This window comes from Pseudomonas sp. PK-RTE-24, assembly GCF_054052265.1.
On sequence record NZ_CM133224.1, the window covers coordinates 4,436,128 to 4,456,783 of the forward strand.

General features: G+C 61.1%; 18 protein-coding genes. 10 read left to right on the plus strand and 8 right to left on the minus strand.

The annotated features are described in order from the left end of the window. Positions 1-59: 59 nt before the first annotated feature. The 3 genes from ACV8MC_RS19890 to ACV8MC_RS19900 form a co-directional block, all read right to left on the minus strand. The gene (locus ACV8MC_RS19890) at positions 60-1,010 is read right to left on the minus strand and encodes a FecR domain-containing protein (protein ID WP_457263153.1); all 951 of its coding nucleotides are present in this window, start codon (positions 1,008-1,010) and stop codon (positions 60-62) included. Beyond that, positions 1,010-1,519, minus strand: coding sequence for a sigma-70 family RNA polymerase sigma factor (locus ACV8MC_RS19895; protein WP_056786013.1), 510 nt, complete (start codon positions 1,517-1,519; stop codon positions 1,010-1,012). Before ACV8MC_RS19895 ends, ACV8MC_RS19890 begins: the two co-directional genes overlap by 1 nt. An 81-nt stretch (positions 1,520-1,600) precedes the next feature. Then, positions 1,601-2,497, minus strand: coding sequence for a helix-turn-helix domain-containing protein (locus ACV8MC_RS19900; RefSeq protein ID WP_056786010.1), 897 nt, complete (start codon positions 2,495-2,497; stop codon positions 1,601-1,603). 162 nt (positions 2,498-2,659) lie between these two features. Here ACV8MC_RS19900 and ACV8MC_RS19905 point away from each other — a divergent pair, with 162 nt between their 5' ends. The 5 genes from ACV8MC_RS19905 (at position 2,660) to ACV8MC_RS19925 (ending at position 9,003) form a co-directional block, all read left to right on the plus strand. Beyond that, entirely contained in the window at positions 2,660-4,018 is a 1,359-nt protein-coding gene (locus tag ACV8MC_RS19905; RefSeq protein WP_041480368.1) for a glutamine synthetase family protein, read from the plus strand. A gap of 154 nt (positions 4,019-4,172) precedes the next feature. Beyond that, on the plus strand, positions 4,173-5,261 hold the full coding sequence (locus tag ACV8MC_RS19910; protein ID WP_457263155.1) for a polyamine ABC transporter substrate-binding protein: 1,089 nt from the start codon (positions 4,173-4,175) through the stop codon (positions 5,259-5,261). Continuing rightward, complete coding sequence (locus tag ACV8MC_RS19915; protein ID WP_457263157.1) at positions 5,258-6,559, plus strand: NAD(P)/FAD-dependent oxidoreductase; 1,302 nt, start codon at positions 5,258-5,260, stop codon at positions 6,557-6,559. The genes ACV8MC_RS19910 and ACV8MC_RS19915 overlap by 4 nt, the downstream gene beginning before the upstream one ends. A 222-nt stretch (positions 6,560-6,781) precedes the next feature. Beyond that, the gene (locus ACV8MC_RS19920) at positions 6,782-8,437 is read left to right on the plus strand and encodes a PqiB family protein (protein WP_236168823.1); all 1,656 of its coding nucleotides are present in this window, start codon (positions 6,782-6,784) and stop codon (positions 8,435-8,437) included. Positions 8,438-8,454: 17 nt separating this feature from the next. Next, positions 8,455-9,003: a PqiC family protein gene (locus ACV8MC_RS19925; protein ID WP_457263159.1), complete on the plus strand. Its 549-nt coding sequence runs from the start codon at positions 8,455-8,457 to the stop codon at positions 9,001-9,003. Between the two features lie 6 nt (positions 9,004-9,009). On the opposite strand, the gene ACV8MC_RS19930 is transcribed toward ACV8MC_RS19925, so the two are convergent. Further along, positions 9,010-9,948 (minus strand): site-specific integrase, encoded by a 939-nt coding sequence (locus ACV8MC_RS19930; protein WP_305965242.1) that lies wholly within the window; start codon positions 9,946-9,948, stop codon positions 9,010-9,012. A 241-nt stretch (positions 9,949-10,189) separates the two neighbouring features. Between ACV8MC_RS19930 and ACV8MC_RS19935 the strand changes: the two genes are divergently transcribed. The 5 genes from ACV8MC_RS19935 (at position 10,190) to ACV8MC_RS19955 (ending at position 16,262) form a co-directional block, all read left to right on the plus strand. Next, positions 10,190-11,569 carry a UDP-glucose dehydrogenase family protein gene (locus ACV8MC_RS19935; RefSeq protein WP_236168825.1) on the plus strand — a complete coding sequence of 460 codons (1,380 nt, stop codon included), beginning with the start codon at positions 10,190-10,192 and terminating at the stop codon, positions 11,567-11,569. 244 nt (positions 11,570-11,813) lie between these two features. Continuing rightward, positions 11,814-12,992, plus strand: coding sequence for an MFS transporter (locus ACV8MC_RS19940; RefSeq protein WP_236168826.1), 1,179 nt, complete (start codon positions 11,814-11,816; stop codon positions 12,990-12,992). 156 nt (positions 12,993-13,148) lie between these two features. After that, complete coding sequence (locus tag ACV8MC_RS19945) at positions 13,149-13,835, plus strand: HPP family protein (protein ID WP_236168827.1); 687 nt, start codon at positions 13,149-13,151, stop codon at positions 13,833-13,835. A 165-nt stretch (positions 13,836-14,000) separates the two neighbouring features. Continuing rightward, the gene (locus ACV8MC_RS19950) at positions 14,001-15,107 is read left to right on the plus strand and encodes an enoyl-CoA hydratase/isomerase family protein (RefSeq protein WP_457263162.1); all 1,107 of its coding nucleotides are present in this window, start codon (positions 14,001-14,003) and stop codon (positions 15,105-15,107) included. 3 nt (positions 15,108-15,110) lie between these two features. Next, positions 15,111-16,262: an acyl-CoA dehydrogenase family protein gene (locus tag ACV8MC_RS19955; protein WP_039762931.1), complete on the plus strand. Its 1,152-nt coding sequence runs from the start codon at positions 15,111-15,113 to the stop codon at positions 16,260-16,262. Between the two features lie 362 nt (positions 16,263-16,624). Here ACV8MC_RS19955 and ACV8MC_RS19960 read toward each other — a convergent pair whose 3' ends face one another. The 4 genes from ACV8MC_RS19960 to ACV8MC_RS19975 form a co-directional block, all read right to left on the minus strand. Then, complete coding sequence (locus ACV8MC_RS19960; RefSeq protein ID WP_016774718.1) at positions 16,625-17,398, minus strand: enoyl-CoA hydratase; 774 nt, start codon at positions 17,396-17,398, stop codon at positions 16,625-16,627. 15 nt (positions 17,399-17,413) lie between these two features. Continuing rightward, on the minus strand, positions 17,414-18,541 hold the full coding sequence (locus ACV8MC_RS19965; RefSeq protein WP_130910508.1) for an acyl-CoA dehydrogenase: 1,128 nt from the start codon (positions 18,539-18,541) through the stop codon (positions 17,414-17,416). A 142-nt stretch (positions 18,542-18,683) separates the two neighbouring features. Further along, complete coding sequence (locus ACV8MC_RS19970) at positions 18,684-19,877, minus strand: acetyl-CoA C-acyltransferase (protein WP_457263165.1); 1,194 nt, start codon at positions 19,875-19,877, stop codon at positions 18,684-18,686. A 12-nt stretch (positions 19,878-19,889) separates the two neighbouring features. Next, a complete protein-coding gene (locus ACV8MC_RS19975; protein ID WP_041480381.1) occupies positions 19,890-20,651 on the minus strand; it encodes an SDR family NAD(P)-dependent oxidoreductase in 762 nt (253 codons plus the stop codon). Positions 20,652-20,656 lie beyond the last annotated feature (5 nt).

The window sequence follows — 20,656 nt, forward strand, 5'->3', positions numbered from 1 at the left end:
GCTCTCGATTTTGTTCACTTGCCTGGAATGACCAGCGAGGCGAAAAAAAGGGACAGGCTTCAGCCAGTTTTTTCTGCACGCGGTACCAGTGACACCCAAAATCGCGTTCGCGTATGCACATCGACGGGCAAACTGGCTGCCAGCAGTGCCAGCACTTGATCGGTATCGTCGACGCGAAAGCTGCCAGTGACGCGCAGCGATTCCAGCGCCGGATCCCAGCGCAGAACACCCGAGCGGTAGCGACTCAGCTCGCGGAGGAAATCACCCAGCGGCTGGTTTTGCGCCATTAGCACGCCATCGCGCCACCCGGGCATCAACGCATCGAACGCCGTCACCGCCCCGGCGCCCGAAGCTTGCAGGCTGACTTGCTGGCCCTGCTGCAATACCAGCGCCGGGCCGTGCAGTGGCTGCAATTGCACCGAACCACGCAGCACGCAGACCTGGCAATCGCGCGCATTGAGGCGCACCGAGATGTCGCTGTGTTTGACGATCATCCGTCCATAAGGCGCGTTGACGATAAAGGCTGAATCGCCTGCCGCGTTGAGCGCCATCTCGCCACGAATCAGCGTCAACTGACGTGCCGCCAGATCGACATTAACCGCGCTGTCGGTGTTGAGTTGCAATGAATAATCCTGGGCCAACTGCACTTTGCGCCGCTCGCCAGTGCTGGTGTGCAGGTCGGCGCGCCAGACCTCCAGCGGCAGCTCCCGACTGATCAACCACACCGCCGGCACTAGCGCTGCCACGCCCAAAGCACGCTTGAGAGCAGCGCGCCGCGCCGGATCCGGCCGGTCCAGCGTGGCCAGGGCAAGCGCCGGGGGCAAGCCTGCAAAGCGTTGACGCAGTTGTTGAATTTTCTGCCACGCGTTCTCGTGGCGACTGTCACTGGTACGCCAATGCTGCAATCGGGCGTGATCTTCATCACTGGCACCACCGGACTCGAGCAGTGCCAGCCATTGCGCCGCTGCCCGCGCCACTTCCCGCGTTTCCTCGCTGGGGGCAACGCGCATCACAGATCCACCAGCAAGCAATGCTCGTACGCCTGGGCCATGTAGCGTTTCACCGTGCGCTCGGAAACCTGCAAGCGCTCGGCAATCTCGCGGTAGCCAAGGCCCTCGAGTTGACTCCAAAGAAATGCCCGGCGCACGGGGCGCGGCAAGCCATCGAGCAATTCATCCAGCGCCTGCAAGGTTTCCAGCAGCAACCAGCGCTGCTCCGGCGACGGTGCGCACGCTTCCGGCAATTGCGCCAAGGCATCGAGGTAGGCTTTTTCCAGGTGGCGCCGCGTGTAGAAATTGCTCAGCAACCGTTTGCCGACGGTGAGCAGATAAGCGCGCGGCTCGCGCAATTCAGCCAGTGGCGGCGCGTTGCACAGGACGCGGACAAAGGTGTCTTGACTGAGGTCCGCCGCATCCCACGCATTGCCCATGCGCCGGCGCAGCCAGGTTTCCAGCCAGCCGCGATGCTCGCGGTACAACTGCTGCAGGCTTTGCTCCGACGGTGACGTGGCTTCAATCATCTCAAGAGACCCTGCGCGAAGGTAGATTCAAATGAGACTGATTCTATTTAACTTCTGCGAGGACACAAAGCCTTTTTCTGCTCAGCGCTTGAGCGTTTCGCTCGGCAGCTCCTTGAACAGCGCGCGGTAACTGCTGGAAAACCGCCCCAGATGCCAGAACGACCAGCGCATCGCCACTTCGGCAACGGTGGTTTCGCAAGGTCGGCGCTTGAGCAATTCACGGTGCGCACTGTTCAACCGCCTCAGGCGTAACCAATGGCTCGGGGTCATCCCGGTGTAGGCCTTGAAAGCTTGTTGCAACTGGCGCAGGGGTACGCCGGCAACGTGGGAAAGTTCGAGCAGATTGACCGTGTCTTCCGGCGAATCAGCCGCCCACTCCCCTACTCGCTTCATGATTTGGCGTTCGTTGTTGCGCTGCTGCAATCCTCCACGATCAAGACGGGTTTGAGCGTTGTCGAGGATGAACAGGCAGTCCTCGAGCAGTTGCCGAGTCAGGCGATCTTTATCAAGTGGATCAGCAGCTTGCGACAACTTCGTGAGAATCGAGCTTAGCCAGCCGCTGAACAAAGCGTTCTGTCCGCAGTTCAGCGGCGCCATGAACAAACCTTCGAGCTTTGCCACTTGCAAACCGTGCTCGCGGACAAAATCCGGACCGAACACCACAGCGATTTCCCGGTAGTTCTCCGGGGTGATCCAGATGTTGCGGCTCTCTTCGTTGAGCAGATACAGCGCGTTGTCGCTGCGATCGAAACAGAACGCCAGAGCCCCGGATGGCGCACTGAAGTTTTGCTCGACCCGGGTGTTCATCTGTTCTTCATAAACCTCGACGCCCTGCAGATCCAGATAGCGAATCTGCCCGGCGAAATGCCCCGGCGACATCTGCTGGTAATGCTGGACCCAGCCCGGTGTAGCGCGGATTTGCTCGGCCACGTCGGCGGTATTGAACGCTTGAACCTGAAGCGGATTGCACGTTGTCATGGGGTGACCCTGCGCACTCTTTTGGTGCGCTTTGGTGCTGCTGAAAGTGGATAGATGGAATCGCAAGCCGCGCCCAAGATAGTCGCCAACGCGCCACAGGGGAAGGGGCGGAAGATGAAACCCGCCCTCCCCGGCGTCTACAAAACCAATAACGAGGTCTTTATGAACGCCCCTTTCGATCAGCTGTTCACCTGGCTGAAAGATCACAAGATTACCGAAGTCGAATGCGTGGTCAGCGACCTGACCGGCATCGCCCGCGGCAAGATTGCACCGACCAACAAGTTCCTGCATGAGCGCGGCATGCGCCTGCCGGAGAGCGTGCTGCTGCAAACGGTAACCGGGGATTTTGTCGACGACGACATCTACTACGACCTGCTCGACCCGGCTGACATCGACATGGTCTGCAAGCCGGTTTCCGACGCCGTCTACGTCATTCCTTGGGCAATCGAGCCGACTGCCATCGTCATCCACGACACCTTCGACAAGTTCGGCAACCCGATCGAACTGTCGCCGCGCAATGTGCTGAAGAAAGTCCTGCAGCTCTACACCGACAAGGGCTGGAAGCCGATTGTCGCGCCGGAAATGGAGTTCTACCTGACCCAACGGTGTGAAGACCCGGACCTGCCGCTCAAGGCACCACTGGGTCGTTCGGGTCGTGCGGAAAGCGGTCGCCAGTCATTCTCGATCGATGCCGCTAACGAATTCGATCCGCTGTTCGAAGACGTCTACGACTGGTGCGAACTGCAAGGTCTGGATCTCGACACGCTGATCCACGAAGACGGCCCGGCGCAGATGGAAATCAACTTCCGCCACGGCGATGCGCTGGATCTGGCTGACCAGATCACCGTGTTCAAACGCACCCTGCGCGAAGCAGCGCTCAAGCACAATGTCACCGCGACGTTCATGGCCAAACCGATCGGCGACGAGCCCGGCAGCGCCATGCACCTGCACCAGAGTGTGGTCGAGATCGCGACGGGCCAGCCGATCTTTGCCGATGCCGAGGGCAACATGAGCGAGCTGTTCCGTCATCACATCGGTGGCTTGCAGAAATACATCCCGAAAGTGCTGCCGATGTTCGCGCCGAACGTCAATTCGTTCCGCCGTTTCCTGCCGGACACCTCGGCACCGGTCAACGTCGAATGGGGTGAAGAGAACCGCACTGTGGGCCTGCGTGTGCCGACTTCGGGACCTGAATCGATGCGGGTGGAGAACCGCTTGCCCGGTGCCGACGCCAACCCCTATCTGGCGATTGCCGCGAGCCTGCTGTGCGGCTACATCGGCATGGTCGAGAAGATCGAGCCGAGCGCGGCGGTCGAAGGCCGGGCCTATGAACGGCGCAACCTGCGCCTGCCCATCACCATCGAAGAAGCCCTGACGCAGATGGAAGACTGCCCGAAAGTCGCCGAATACCTGGGCAGCAAATTCGTCCGCGGTTACGTTGCGGTCAAACGCGCCGAGCATGAAAACTTCAAGCGCGTGATCAGCTCGTGGGAGCGTGAATTTCTACTGCTCAGCGTCTGACGGCGCGCCCGTCCCTGTGGGAGCGAGCCTGCTCGCGAAGACGTCAGTACATTCAATATTGACGTCGACTGGAACACCGCTTTCGCGAGCAGGCTCGCTCCCACATGGGATTGTGCAGCGCCTGAGAATTCCAATAAATCCAAGAGGTGTCGATATGCGTCCATTGAAATCCATACTTCCCGTCGCGCTGAGCGTGCTGTTCAGTGCAGCAGCCCACGCCGAGCCCCAGGTCAGCGTCTACAACTGGACCGACTACATCGGCGAAACCACCCTCGCCGACTTCCAGAGCAAGACCGGGATCAAGGTGATCTACGACGTCTTCGACTCCAACGAAACCCTTGAAGGCAAACTCCTCGCCGGCCGGACCGGTTACGACGTGGTCGTGCCGTCCAACCACTTCCTCGCCCGTCAGGTAAAGGCCGGCGCGTTCATGAAGCTCGATCGTTCACAGTTACCAAACTGGAAGAACCTTGACCCGAAACTGCTTGAATTGCTTGAGAAAAACGATCCAGGCAATGAGCACTCGGTGCCCTATCTGTGGGGCACCAACGGCATCGGCTACAACGTCGACAAGGTCAAGCAAGTGCTCGGCATCGACCACATCGATTCCTGGGCCGTGTTGTTTGAACCGGAGAATCTGAAGAAGCTCAGCCAGTGCGGTGTGTCGATGATGGACTCCGCCGACGAAGTCTTCCCGGCCATCCTCAACTACATGGGCATGGATCCGCGCAGTGAAAACCCTGAAGACTACAAAAAGGCCGAAGCCAAGCTGCTGAGCATCCGTCCGTACATCACCTATTTCCATTCTTCCAAGTACGTGTCGGACCTGGCCAATGGTGACATCTGCGTCGCGTTCGGTTACTCCGGCGATGTGTTCCAGGCGGCCAACCGCGCCAAGGAAGCGAAGAACGGCGTCAATATCGCTTACGCCATTCCCAAGGAAGGCGCCAACCTGTGGTTTGATCTGCTGGCGATCCCAGCCGACGCGAGCAACGCCAAAGAGGCCCATGCCTTCATCAATTACCTGCTTGATCCGCAGGTGATCGCCAAGGTCAGCGCCACCGTCGGCTACGCCAACCCGAACCCGGCGGCCAAGCCGTTCATGGATGAGGAACTGGTCAACAATCCTGAGGTTTATCCGCCGCAGTCGGTGCTCGACAAACTCTACATTTCCTCGACCCCGCCCCAGGCGATCATGCGTCTGATGACCCGGTCGTGGAGCAAAGTGAAGTCGAACAAATGAATCAGCACAATTCACAGCACGCCCGCTCCTGGTACGCCGCTTCTGCGCGGGCGAGCACGCCCTACCCTGCGCTGGACGGAGATGTGCTTGCCGATGTCTGCGTAATCGGCGGCGGCTTCACTGGCGTCAATACCGCGATTGAGCTGGCGCAGCGCGGTTTGTCGGTGGTGTTGCTCGAGGCGCGACGTATCGGCTGGGGCGCCAGCGGCCGCAATGGCGGGCAGCTGATTCGCGGCATCGGCCATGAAGTCGAGGGTTTCGCGCGCTACGTTGGCCAGGACGGCGTGCATTATCTGCAGCGCGCCGGCATCGATTCGGTGGCGCTGGTGCGCCAGCGCATCACTGAAAACGCCATCGACTGTGATCTGCGCTGGGGCTTTTGCGAACTGGCCAACACCGCCGCGCAATTTGCCGCGTTCCAGCAAGAGCAGGACAGCCTTGCCGAACTCGACTATGCCCACGCAACGAGGCTGGTCGGGCCGGAGCAGATCCGGCAGCAAGTGGTCGACGCCGGTGTGTACGCCGGCGGATTGATCGACATGGGTTCGGGCCATTTGCATCCGCTTGATCTGGTTCAGGGCGAAGCGCGTCTCGCCGCGTCGCTGGGCGTGCGGATCTTCGAGCAGAGTCCGGTCCTGGAAATCCTCCATGGCCCGACCGTCGAGGTGCGCTGCGCCACCGGTTCAGTACGCGCCGGCAGCCTGGTGCTTGGCTGCAACGCGCATCTGGATGACCTCGAGCCGAAACTCAGCGGCAAAGTGCTGCCCGCCGGCAGTTACATCATCGCCACCGAGCCGCTGGACGAAAGCCGTGCCGCGCAGTTGATCCCGCAGAACCTGGCGCTGTGCGATCAGAAAGTCGGGCTCGATTATTACCGTCTCTCGGCGGATCGACGTCTGCTGTTCGGCGGTGCTTGTCATTACTCCGGGCGCGATCCGGCGGATATCGCCGCCTACATGCGACCGAAAATGCTCAAGGTGTTCCCGCAACTGGCCGACGTGCGCATCGACTACCAATGGGGCGGGAAGATCGGTATTACCGCCAATCGTTTCCCCCAGGTTGGCCGGCTCAAACAGCACCCGAACGTGTTTTACGCGCAGGGCTATTCCGGCCATGGCCTCAACGTCACCCACTGGTGCGCGAAATTGCTGGGCGAAGCCATTCACGCCGGCCATAGCCAGGGCATGGACGTGTTCAGCAGCGTGCCGCACATGACGTTCCCCGGCGGCCCGGCGTTGCGTTCGCCGTTGTTGGCGCTGGGCATGTTCTGGTATCGCCTGCGCGAAATGCTCGGTTAACAGGCGCTTACACTGATCGTTCCCACGCTCTGCGTGGGAATGCAGCCCGGGACGCTCCGCGTCCCAAACTCGATCAAAAGATCTCAGCCTTCGGCAGCTCCTGGACTGCAATCGCGTCCCACGCCAGCTATACACATTTGCTCTATCGCCAAGCACTTCTATATTGATGAAGTGCTTTTGCGTTCCTGACGCTCAGTGCCCGATTAATTGAGGAGGACATGGATGAAGTCGTCAGCCAGCGACGAGCCGCGAGCACCCGGTCAGGCGCCGGTCAAAACCCGCCGATTCGGTATCTCGCTGGTATGGATCGTGCCGATCGTGGCGGTGCTGGTGGGCATTTCGCTGGTGATTCACAACATCCTCCAGGAAGGCCCGACGATCACCGTCACCTTCAAGACCGGCGATGGCCTGACCGCCAACAAGACCGAAGTCAGGTACCGCAACGTAGTCATCGGCCATGTCTCCGATGTTGAACTGGCCAACGACCATAAACACGTCAACGCCACGATCAAACTCGCCAAGCAGGCCGAAGCCTTCACCCGCGAGGACTCGCAATTCTGGGTGGTACGTCCGCGCATCGGCGCCGGCGGGGTATCGGGCATCGACACACTGCTGTCGGGCGACTACATCGGTGCCGACATTGGCCAGGCCAATACCCGTTCAAAAAACTTCAAGGGTCTGGAGAACCCGCCGCCGATCACCTACGGCGAACCGGGCAAGCGCTTCACCCTGCACACCGCCGACCTCGGCTCGCTGGACATCGGCTCCCCCGTCTATTACCGCAAGATCCCGGTTGGCCAAGTGGTGTCCTATGCCTTGGACCAGGACGGCAAAGGGGTCAACATCGAAGTCTTCGTGCATTCTCCGAACGACGCCTACGTCACCGAAAACACTCGTTTCTGGAACGCCAGCGGCATCGACATCAATGTCGGTGCCAACGGCTTTGCGGTGAAAACCGAGTCGCTGTCGACCCTGCTGGTGGGCGGCATCGCTTTCCGCGCTCCGGATTACAGTCCCAACGATTCGCCAGCCAGTGAAGACAAGGGTTTCGAACTGTTCGCCGACCAAGCCACCGCCCTCGCCCCGCCCAACGGCAAGGCACAGTATCTGTCGCTGCGCTTCGATCAAGCCTTGCGCGGGCTCAAGGTTGACGCGCCGGTGGAGTTCCTCGGAGTTGAAATCGGCCGGGTGGTGGCAGTCAATCTCGACTTCGACGAGGTCAAGCGCACCTTCCCGGTGAATGTCGGCATCGTCATCTATCCGCAGCGTCTGGGCCGCGCTCACACGAAAATGCTCAAGGCTTACCATGGCGACGAAAACGATGAGGCCACCGGGGCGCGCCTGATCGGCACGTTCATCGAAAATGGCCTTCGCGCCCAGGCCCGCAACGGCAACCTGCTCACCGGTCAGTTGTATATCTCGCTGGATTTCTACCCCAAAGCGCCGAAAGTCGCTTTTGACCCTACGGCACGGCCGGTCACCATTCCGACCGTCCCCGGCAGCCTTGAGCAATTGCAGGAAAAACTCGAGGCGATGGTCAACAAGATCAACGCGCTGCCAGTGGAGCGCATCGCCAGCAACCTCGACGGCAATCTGGTCGAGCTGCGCAAAGGCCTGAAGCAGTTCAACGCCAGGACCCTGCCGGGTGTACAGAGCACCCTCGCCGACGTCAGCAAGACCTTGCAGTCCGCCAATTCGACCCTGGCCGAGGATTCACCGCAGCGCGAGCAACTCACCGAGACCCTCGACGAGCTCGGGCGCATGTCGCGCTCGTTGCGAGAGCTGTCGGATTACCTCGGTCGCCACCCTGAGTCGCTGATTCGCGGACGCCCCGACAACGCCGCGCCGCTGGACCTCAAAGGACCGCCACGCAATTGAGCACAGGAGCTGCATCCATGGTTTTACCGTTGAAGATCTCCCTGCTCGCTGCGCTCGTGCTGCTGGCCGCGTGCCGTAGCGACCCGATCAGCTTCCATACGCTGACCCCGGCGCAACCGGGTGCCAGCCGCAACGGCGCCGACATCGCCATCGAAAGCATCAGCGTGCCGCCGCAGGTCGATCGCGCGCAGATCGTGATTCGCCAAGGCAACAGCGGCGTGGCCATCCTGGATACCGATTGGTGGAGCGCCACCCTTGCCGATGAGTTGCGCGGTGCGCTGGTCGATCAATTGAGCGGCGGCGTCGGCCAGCAGCGCGCCTCCGTGCGTATCGACGTGCAGCGCTTCGATTCGATTCTCGGTCAGTACGCCTTGATCGACGTGAAATGGCGAGTGCGCCCATTAGGTGCGGCGGACGCGGCGCTGCTGAGCTGTCGCTCGGTGTTGCAGACGCCTTCAGGGCCGAGCATCGACGAACTGGTGACCGCGCAACAGAACAACGTCAAACGCCTCGCTGCGCACATCGCGCAGGGTGCCAGCGGCTCGCGCTGCCCGCCGCAGACCTGACACCGCTTACAAATCGAAGCGATCCACCGCCCGCCGCCGCTCGTTGTCATCGCGCACATCGTAGTTGGCTGTCGTCTGGATATTGCTGTGATGCGCCAGTTTCTGCGCGATCGACAGGTCGTGCTCTTCGATCACCCGGGTGATGAATGAACGACGGAAGTCATGGGGCATGATTTTCACCCCGACCTGCGTACCGCGCTGGCGGGCAATGTAGTAAATCGCGTGTTTGGTGATGCGCTCGCGGGTGATGTGGCTGCCCCGGCGAATACGGTTGAACAGAAACGCATCGTCGCTCTCGCCTTCCTTGAGCTGTGAACGACGCAGTTCCAGCCAGGCATCGAGCTTGGCAAAGGCCCAGGCCGGCGCGTACTTGATCAACTGTTTGTTGCCCTTGCCGGTCACCGTCAGGCTGCGTTCGTGAAAGTCGACCTGGCTCAGATCCAGATCCACCGATTCCGACTTGCGCATGCCGGTGCCGTACAGCAGCGCAATCACCGCCGCATCACGCAGGCCCTGCGGGCGCGGGTCGGCAGCGCAGACCTCCATCAGTTCATGAATCAGCGTGCGCTTGAGGTTGCGCCCCTGGGACAGCCGCGTGCCGGCTATGCCCTTGACCGAACGCATCTTCAGCAGGTGATCCTGGCTGATCAGGCTCATGCGCCATGCTTCGTTCATCACCCCGCGTACGGCGTTCACGTACAGCGACGAGGTGTTCGGTGCATAACCATCGGCACGCAAAGCGGCGACCAGCGCCACCACGTCTTCCGGTTGCAGGCCGTGCCAGGGGATTTCTTCGATATCGACGTCCTCGAAACCGAGGCGGTCAGCGGCGTCTTGCAGCACATAACGCATGGTCAACTGGCTGGAAGGTGCCAGTCGCGCCAGGTAAACGGTCAGCGGATTGTTGTTGGACGGTGCAGGTTGGGTACTCGACAAATCACTCAAACGAAACGGCCTTGAAATAAAAAACGATTCAACAAAAACAATAAATGCATGAAATGAAACGCAAAAAACGGCATGACTCGATGACAAGGGTTACCGCGAAAGGCCCACAACCTGCCGTTCGAGGCGGTAAAAGTCAATCGGGCATTCCCCGAACGGTCTGTTTGCTGATTCTTCAGCAGTAGGCGAACTGAAACATCGCGCTCTTATGTTCAGTGCAGGGAACTGCGAGCAGGAGTGCGGCATGAAGATCACGGTGTTTGGCAGTGGTTATGTCGGTCTGGTGCAGGCGGCGGTGCTGGCCGAGGTCGGTCACGACGTCGTGTGCATGGATGTCGACGCGCAGAAGATCGAGCAATTGGGCCAGGGGCACGTCAGTATTTACGAGCCGGGGCTGGCCAGTCTGGTGCGTGAAGGCCTGGATTCGAAACGCCTGCAATTCACCACCGATGAGCGGTTTGCGGTGTTGCATGGGCGTGTGGCGTTCATCGCGGTGGGCACGCCGTCACGCGAGGATGGTTCGGCGGACCTGCGCTACGTCCTCTCGGTTGGCGACGCGATTGCCCGACATCGCCAGCAGCCATTGATCGTGGTGGAAAAGTCCACGGTGCCGGTGGGCACGGGCGACGCTTTGCGCAGCCACATCGAAAAGGCCCTGATCAGGATTGGCCGCCTGCTGCAGTTCGATATTGTCTCCAACCCGGAATTTCTCAAGGAAGGTTCAGCGGTTGCTGATTGCCGGCGACCGGATCGCATTGTCATTGGTTGCGAAGGTACTGAAGTGCGCGATGTGATGCGCGATCTGTACGCGCCGTTCAACCGCAACCATGACCGCATCCTGTTCATGGACCTGCGCAGCGCCGAGCTGACCAAATACGCCGCCAACTGCATGCTGGCGACCAAGATCAGTTTCATCAACCAGATCGCCGAACTCGCCGAGCACCTCGGCGCGGACATCGAATCAGTGCGCCAGGGCATCGGTGCCGATACGCGGATTGGCTATCACTTTATCTATCCGGGTTGCGGCTACGGCGGTTCGTGTTTTCCCAAGGACATGCGCGCGTTGATTCACAGTGCCGAGCAGGCACATTGCTCCAGTGATCTGCTGCAAGCGGTTGAGGCGATCAACCAGCGCCAGAAGCACAAGCTCTTTGAGCGCATCAACGCGTTCTACCGGGGTGATTTGCGCGGCAGGACCTTTGCCCTGTGGGGCCTGGCGTTCAAACCCAACACCGACGACATGCGCGACGCGCCGAGCCGGGTTCTGCTAGAAGATTTATGGGCTGCCGGGGCCAATGTTCGTGCGTTTGATCCTGAGGCCATGGTCGAAACGCAGAAGCTCTATCCGGATGAGTCGAAGCTGACGTTGATGGGGACGCCGGAATCGGTACTGGCCGGCGCCGATGCGCTGATCATCTGCACCGAATGGCAACAGTTCAAGGCCCCGGATTTCGAGCTGATCAAACAGCGCCTCAACAGCCCGGTGATCTTTGACGGCCGCAACCTGTACGACGCCGAGCGCCTGGCGCGCAATGGCTTTCAGTATTTCCCGATGGGGCGCGGTGAGTCTTGCAAGTTGCCGATCACCTTGCGGCAGTGGCCCGCGGCTTCGGATGTGGCTTGAACTGGCCCTGTGGGAGTCATTGCAAATTGTGAGCTACACAGACCCTGTGGGAGCGAGCCTGCTCGCGAATACGGTATGTCAGCGACATAGCAGGTGACTGATCCGCCGCCTTCGCGAGCAGGCTCGCTCCCACAGGGAAATCATGTGCTCCGAGAGACGCTGGTGTATCAGCTTGACCGGTGGCGGCTGCCCAGAGAGGATGGCGTTCGCCCTAGGCAATCCGAATAAGGACATTCCCCCTCCCTTGGCCATCTATTCGCCGTTCATTCGCCGGTTGATGCTCAGCTCGCTGACCGTGGTCATCAGCCGCGCCCTGATCAGCCCGCTGCTGACGCTGTTCCTCAGCAATAAGCTTGGCCTCGATCCGGAGGATGTCGGTTTGCTGCTCGGTATCGCCGTGTTCAGCGCAACATTGCTGTCGCTGTACGGTGGCTACATCATCGACAAGCTGGACAAGCGCCAGTTGCTGGTCCTGGCCATGCTCTCCAGCGGTATCGGCCTGATCCTGCTGACCTTCGCGCAGAATCTGTATGTGGTCACCCTGGTGCTGATCATCAGCGAAACCGCGTCGGCGCTGTTCCTCATCGGCTCCAAGGCGATCCTCAGTGAAAACCTGCCGGTGGGCCAGCGGGTCAAGGCGTTTTCCCTCAATTACACGCTGACCAATATCGGCTACGCCGTCGGCCCGATGATTGGCGTGGTGATTGCCGGGGTGCAGCCGTCCGCGCCGTTCATCGTTGCCGGTGCGATCGCCATTGGCAGTATTTTTCTGCTGCTCGGCGCGACCAGGGATGCCAGTCCGATAAGTTCCGGCAGTGCGCCGCAAAGTTTCCTCGACACGCTGATGATCCTGAAAAACGACCGTACCATGGTGCTGTTCACCCTCGGTTGCCTGCTCAGCACATTGGTGCACGGGCGCTTTACGCTGTACCTGTCGCAATACCTGCTGGTCACCCACACCCAGCAACAAACGCTCGACACCATGGCCGCCCTGCTCGCCTGCAACGCAATCACAGTGATCCTGCTGCAATACCAGGTCGGTCGCTGGCTCAGTCGCGAACACCTGCGTCACTGGATTGCTGGCGGCACTGCGCTGTTCATCGTCGGGTTGATTGGTTTCAGTCTGGCGGACAGCCTGCTCGGCTGGTGCGTGGCGATGTTCATCTTCACCCTGGGCGAGATGATCATCTACCCCGCCGACTTCCTCTTCGTTGACACCCTCGCCCCGGAGGCACTGCGCGGCAGTTACTACGGCGCGCAGAACCTGTCAGCACTCGGCGGCGGCGCGAGCCCGGTGATGTGTGGGTTTCTGCTGATGCACACGCCGGCGCCGAGCATGTTCTACGCCCTGAGCGGTTTGGCGGCGCTGGGTGGATACCTATGCTTCGTCAGCGCTCGGCGCACCGCTTCAATGCAAAAATAGTGCACTAAAACTGCATTTATATGAATTTGTCAGCATCGATTTTGATCGGCAAACTACGCGCGTTCCTCCCCCAATGTTGGAACGCTTCTAGGGCTTTCCGGATATGCCGGACAAGTCCTTTTTTTTGCCCCGGATTTTGTAAAGGATCAGTTCTACATGCTCGCTCGCTGGTTGCCCGCTGCCATCAACACCCGCCCTACTGAATGGAGCCGTGCCGCGATCGGCATGGCCCTGGGCACGCTGTTCAGCGTGTGGATGTGCGCGCAGGTGTTCGGGCACGACGTTGCGTTCCACCTGGTCGGCCCGCTCGGCGCTTCGGCGGTGCTGCTGTTCGCGGTGTCCTCGGGCGCCCTCGCCCAGCCATGGTCGATTCTCGGCGGCTACCTGTGTGCTGGCGTGGTCGCCTTGCTGGCCGCCCATGTGCTTGGCCGTACGCTGGGCAGCGCCTGCCTTGCTGCCGGCATGGCGGTGATTCTGATGTGCTGGCTGCGTTGCCTGCACCCACCGGCCGGCGCCTTGGCGTTGACGCTGGTGCTGGCCGACCCGGCAACCATCGCCATGGACTGGAAAGCCATGGAGCCGGTGATGCTCGGCGCGCTGTGCATGCTCATTAGTGCGCTGGCCTATAACAACCTGACCCGCATCCGCTATCCGAAACGCGCTGCCGACCCGGCTCCGCCAGTGGTCCCGATCGACCGCCAGGCAATTACCGCCGAAGACCTGAAACTGGCGCTGGCCGACATGGAAGCCTTCATCGACGTCACCCCCGAAGACCTCGAACGCCTGATTCACGCCAGCGAACTGCATGCCAAACGCCGCAGCATCAGCGAAACCTTCAGATGATCCCTTTGCACTCGTCAGCTCCTACACGGACAGCGGCGCTAAGAGAAAAACGCAGATTCCCCCTGCACATATCCCCGTTGTACACGACAAATTTGCACTGTTACGATCCGCTAACGCCCGCGCGCGGGCTTTTCGAATAAAGACAATAAAAGCAGGGAGTTACTGATGACAGCTCAGGCTTCATCCCGGCGGACCCCGTCCATGGATGCCATGCAAAACGACGTGATGGCCGAGGTGCGCAATCATATCGGCCACCTGACCCTCAACCGCCCTGCGGGCCTCAATGCCATCACCCTCGAGATGGTGCGTCTGCTGCAACAGCAGCTCGATGCCTGGGCGTCTGATGCCGATGTTCACGCCGTGGTATTGCGCGGCGCTGGTGAAAAGGCCTTCTGCGCCGGTGGCGATATTCGTTCGCTGTACGACAGCTACAAGAGCGGCGACACGCTGCACGAAGATTTCTTCGCCGAGGAATACGCCCTCGACCTGACGATTCATCACTACCGCAAACCGGTGCTGGCCCTGATGGACGGTTTTGTCCTCGGCGGCGGCATGGGCCTGGTGCAAGGCGCCGATCTGCGCGTGGTCACCGAGAAGAGCCGTCTGGCGATGCCGGAAGTGGCCATCGGTTATTTCCCTGATGTCGGCGGCAGTTACTTCCTGCCGCGGATTCCCGGTGAGCTGGGGATTTATCTGGGCGTCAGCGGCGTGCAGATTCGCGCCGCCGATGCGCTGTACTGCGGCCTCGCCGACTGGTATCTGGACAGCAGCAAACTTGCGCTGCTCGACGAGAAACTCGACCAGATGGAGTGGCAGGACACGCCGCTCAAGTCGCTGCAGAACCTGCTGGCCAAGCACGCCGTGCAAACTCTGCCCGATGCACCCCTCCAAGTGTTGCGCCCGGCCATCGACCATTTCTTTGCCCTGCCCGACGTGCCGAGCATGATCGAGCAATTGCGCGCCGTCACTGTCGCTGACAGCCATGAATGGGCGGTCACCACGGCGGATCTGCTGGAAACCCGCTCACCGCTGGCCATGGCCGTGACCCTGGAAATGCTCCGTCGCGGCAGACATTTGAGTCTGGAGAATTGCTTTGCGCTGGAGCTGCATCTGGACCGCCAGTGGTTTGCCCGTGGCGACCTGATCGAAGGCGTGCGCGCCCTGCTGATCGACAAGGACAAGTCACCGCGCTGGAACCCGCCGACCGTCGCTGAGCTGGACGCTGCGCAGGTGGCGAGCTTCTTCCATGGTTTTGATGAGAGCGGGAGCTGAGTCATGCACGATCTCGAACTGACTGAAGAACAAGTGATGATCCGCGACATGGCCCGGGATTTTGCCCGTGGCGAAATCGCACCCCACGCCCAGGCCTGGGAAAAGGCTGGCTGGATCGACGACGCCCTGGTGGCGAAGATGGGCGAGCTGGGCCTGCTCGGCATGGTCGTGCCCGAGGAATGGGGTGGCACCTACGTCGATTACGTCGCCTATGCACTGGCGGTTGAGGAAATCTCTGCCGGTGATGGCGCGACCGGCGCGTTCATGAGCATCCACAACTCGGTCGGCTGCGGCCCGGTGCTCAACTACGGCAGCGACGAACAGAAACAAACCTGGCTGGCTGATCTTGCCAGTGGGCAGACCATCGGTTGCTTCTGCCTGACCGAACCCCAGGCCGGCTCCGAAGCGCACAACCTGCGCACCCGCGCCGAACTGCGCGACGGCCAATGGGTGATCAACGGCGCCAAGCAATTCGTCAGCAACGGCAAACGGGCAAAACTGGCGATCGTCTTCGCCGTGACCGACCCGGAGCTGGGCAAAAAAGGCCTGTCAGCGTTTCTGGTGCCCACCGACACACCGGGTTTCATCGTCGATCGCACCGAACACAAGATGGGCATCCGCGCCTCCGACACCTGCGCGGTGACGCTGAACAACTGCAGCATCCCCGAGGCCAATCTGCTCGGCGAGCGTGGCAAGGGCCTGGCGATTGCCCTTTCCAACCTTGAAGGCGGCCGCATCGGCATCGCCGCGCAGGCATTGGGCATTGCCCGGGCGGCTTTTGAAGCGGCGCTGGCTTACTCGAAAGACCGGGTGCAATTCGACAAGCCGATCATCGAGCACCAGAGCATTGCCAATCTGCTGGCTGACATGCACATGCAGATCAACGCCGCGCGGTTGCTGATCCTCCATGCAGCGCGGCTGAGGACGGCGGGCAAACCATGCTTGTCCGAGGCTTCGCAGGCCAAGCTGTTCGCATCGGAAATGGCCGAGAAGGTCTGTTCGTCGGCGATCCAGATTCATGGCGGCTATGGCTATCTGGAAGATTACCCGGTCGAGAAGTACTACCGCGACGCGCGGATTACCCAGATCTATGAAGGGTCGAGCGAGATACAGCGGATGGTGATTGCGCGGGATTTGAAGAACTATCAGCTGTAATGGCGTTGGCCCTTCCCCTCACCCCAGCCCTCTCCCCAGGGAGAGGGAGCCGACCGAGTCGGTTACGGATTCAGCGGCAACATTTCAGGTCGGCGTAATTCGCCCATATCCCGCGGTCAGTCCCCTCTCCCCAGGGAGAGGGAGCCGACCGAGTCGGTTACGGATTCAGCGGCAACTTTTCAGGTCGGCGTAATTCGCCCATATCACGCGGTCAGTCCCCTCTCCCCAGGGAGAGGGAGCCGACCGGGTCGGTTACGGATTCAGCGGCAACATTTCAGATCGGCGTAATTCGCCCATATCACGCGGTCAGTCCCCTCTCCCTGGGGAGAGGGCTAGGGTGAGGGGCTTTTGAAGGTCACACACTATTTGCCTTGGAATGCAGCCTCACGCTTGGCAATAAACGCCGCCATCCCTTCCTTCTGATCCTGCGTCGCAAACGCGGCATGAAACACCCGCCGCTCGAAACGCACGCCTTCGCTCAGGTTGACCTCGAACGCCCGATTCACGCTCTCCTTGATCATCATCGCAATCGGCAATGACTTGCCGGCGATCACCGCCGCGACTTTCAGCGCCTCATCAAGCAACTCATCGCTCGGCACGATGCGCGCGACGATGCCGCAGCGCTCGGCTTCTACCGCGTCGATCATGCGTCCGCTCAGGCACATTTCCATGGCTTTGGCTTTGCCCACGGCGCGGGTCAGGCGCTGGGTGCCGCCCATGCCCGGCAGCACGCCGAGGTTGATTTCCGGCTGGCCGAATCGGGCGTTGTCGCCAGCCAGAATGAAGTCGCACATCAGTGCCAGTTCACAGCCGCCGCCGAGGGCGAAACCATTGACCGCGGCGATGATCGGCTTGCGCCGGTTGGCCACGCGATCGCTGTCGCTGAACAGATCGTCCATGTAGATCTGCGGATAGGTCAGCTCAGCCATTTCCTTGATGTCGGCGCCAGCGGCGAAAGCTTTTTTCGAACCGGTGAGGACGATGCAGCCAATGTGCGCATCGGCTTCCAGCGTATCGAGGGCGTGGTTCACTTCGCTGACCAGTTGCGCGTTCAGCGCGTTCAATGCCTGTGGCCGGTTGAGGGTGATCAGGCCGACGCGGTCGCGGGTTTCCAGCAGAATCGTTTCGTAAGTCATGAATAAAATTCCTTGTCAGAGATTGCGCGAAATGACCATGCGCTGAATGTCGCTGGTGCCTTCGTAGATCTGGCAGACGCGCACGTCGCGGTAGATGCGTTCCAGCGGAAAGTCGTTGAGGTAACCGTAACCGCCAAGGGTTTGCAAGGCCATGGAGCAGACCTTCTCAGCCATTTCCGAGGCGAACAGCTTGGCCATCGACGCCTCGACCAGCGCCGGTTGGCCGCTGTCACGCAAGGCTGCGGCGTAATGCACCATTTGCCGGGCGACGGCAATTTGCGTGGCCATGTCCGCCAGGCGAAACGCTACGGCCTGATGCTCGATGATCGGCTTGCCGAAGGTGTCACGCTCGCGGGCGTAATCACGGGCGGCTTCGAACGCGGCGCGGGCCATGCCGACGGCTTGCGAGGCGATACCGACGCGGCCGCCTTCAAGGTTGGCCAAGGCAATCTTGTAGCCCTCGCCCTCCTCGCCGAGGCGGTTGGCGACCGGCACTTTCACATCTTCGAAGAGGATCTGGCAGGTGTCGGACGCGTGCTGGCCGAGTTTGTCTTCGACCCGCGCGACTTTGTAGCCTGGCGAGTCGGTCGGCACGATAAACGCGCTGATCCCGCGTTTGCCGGCGCTCGGGTCGGTCACGGCAAACACGATCACGATGCCGGCGTTCTGCCCGGAGGTGATGAACTGCTTGCAACCGTTGAGCACGTAGTGATCGCCTTCCAGGCGGGCGCGGGTTTTCAGGCTGCTGGCATCGGAACCGGCCTGCGGTTCGGTCAGCGCGAAGGCGCCGAGCATCGCGCCGCTGGCCAGCGGTTTGAGGAAGCGCTCGCGCTGATCGTCATTGCCGAATTTGAGAATCGGCACGCAGCCGACCGAGTTGTGCACGCTCATGATCGTCGAGCAGGCACCGTCGCCGGCGGCGATTTCTTCCAAAGCCATGGCGTACGCGAGGTAGCCGGTGTCACAGCCGCCCCACTGCTCCGGCACGAGCATGCCGAAGAAGCCCAGCTCAGCCATCTCGGCGATGGCTTCCCTGGGGAAACGGTGCTCGCGATCCCACTCGGCGGCGAACGGCTTGAGCCGCTCCTCGGCAAACTGCCGGGCCATGTCGCGGATCTGGGTCTGGTCTTCGTTGGGGATCATGGTGAGTCCTTGAAATCTGAGTACGACATTGAACCCTGTGGGAGCGAGCCTGCTCGCGAAAGCGGTGTATCAGTCACGCATGTGCCGGCTGAAACGACGTCTTCGCGAGCAGGCTCGCTCCCACAGTTGATCGGCGATGCCTTCAGTAAACGCATTCCACAGCCATGGCCGTGGCTTCGCCGCCGCCAATGCAGATCGCTGCAATGCCGCGCTTGAGTTGTTTCTGCCGCAGTGCCGCGAGCAACGTCACCAGAATCCTCGCTCCCGAGGCGCCGATCGGATGGCCCAGCGCGCAGGCGCCGCCATGCACATTGAGCTTGTCGTGGGGAATCTCCAGGTGCGTCATCGCCGCCATGCCGACAACGGCAAACGCCTCGTTCACTTCAAACAGATCCACTTGATCCAGCGCCCAACCGGTCTTGTTCACCAGTTTCTTGATCGCGCCAATCGGCGCGGTGGGAAAAAGGCCAGGGGTATCAGCGAACGCAGCGTGGCCATGAATCACCGCCAGCGGTTTGAGGCCCAGTTGCTGCGCATGGGACTGGCGCATCAGCACCAGCGCCGCCGCACCGTCGGAAATCGAGCTGGAGTTGGCTGCGGTGACCGTGCCGCCCTCGCGGAACGCCGGTTTCAGCGAGGCAACCTTGTCGAGTTTGGCTTTTGGCGGCTGCTCATCGTTGCTGATCACCACCTGCTCTTTGCCGACGGTCACCGTCAGCGGAACGATTTCGTCGGTGAAGCTGCCATCCTTGATCGCCTGTTGTGCGCGGGTAGTCGAGGCAATGGCGAAAGCATCCTGCGCTTCGCGGCTGAAGCCGTTGGCCTCGGCGCAATCCTCGGCGAAGGTGCCCATCAGGCGGCCCTTGTCGTAGGCGTCTTCGAGGCCGTCGAGGAACATCGAATCAAGCACGCGGCCATGGCCCATGCGATAGCCGGCGCGGGCGCGATCGAGCAGGTACGGCGAGTTGGACATGCTTTCCATGCCGCCGGCGATCACCACGTCGGCACTGCCGGCAAACAGCATGTCGTGAGCCATGATGGTGGTCTGCATGCCCGAGCCGCACATCTTGTTCACCGTGGTGCAGCGCGTCGATTTATCCAGTCCGGCGCCCAGGGCAGCCTGACGTGCCGGCGCCTGACCGAGGCCGGCGGGCAGTACGCAACCAAACAGCACTTCATCAACCGCGTCGCTGGCGACACCGGCGCGTTCGACCGCAGCCTTGATCGCCGCCGCCCCGAGTTGCGGTGCGGTGAGGCTTTTCAGTTCACCTTGAAAACCGCCCATCGGCGTGCGGACGGCGCTGACGATAACAATCGGATCATTGGACATAGTCATGACTAATCCTCCTTACTTGGCGGCCATGCGCAAGGCGCCGTCGAGACGGATCACCTCGCCGTTGAGCATGCTGTTTTCGATGATGTGGCGCACGAGCGCGGCGTATTCGGCAGGCTTGCCCAGACGCGGCGGGAATGGCACACCCGCGGCCAGCGAATCGCGCACTTCCGGGGTCATGCCGGCCATCATCGGCGTTTCGAAAATGCCCGGTGCGATGGTCATCACGCGGATGCCGAAGCGCGCCAGTTCGCGGGCGGCCGGCAGAGTCAGGCTGGCGATCGCACCTTTCGAGGCCGAGTACGCGGCCTGGCCAATCTGGCCGTCGAACGCTGCGACCGAGGCGGTGTTGATGATCACTCCACGCTCGCCGTCAGCATTGGCTTCGCTCTCGGCGATCGCCGCCGCAGCCAGGCGCAGCATGTTGAAACTGCCTATCAGGTTGACGTTGATCACCTGCGCGAAGCTGCTGAGTGCGTGCGGGCCGTTCTTGCCGAGAATTTTCTCGCCGCGAACGATGCCGGCGCAGTTGATCAGGCCGTTGAGGCTGCCAAATGCGGCAACGGTCGCCTGCACAGCGGCTTCGGCGGCGGCTTCATTGCTGATGTCGGCAACCACGCTTTGCGCACCCAGGCGCTGCGCCTGAGCGGCGACGGCTTCGGCGTTCATGTCGACCAGCATGACTTTGGCGCCGGCACTGACCAGCAATTCAGCGCTGGCGGCACCGAGGCCTGACGCGCCGCCGGTGACGATAAAAACCTTGTTCTCGATCTGCATGACGG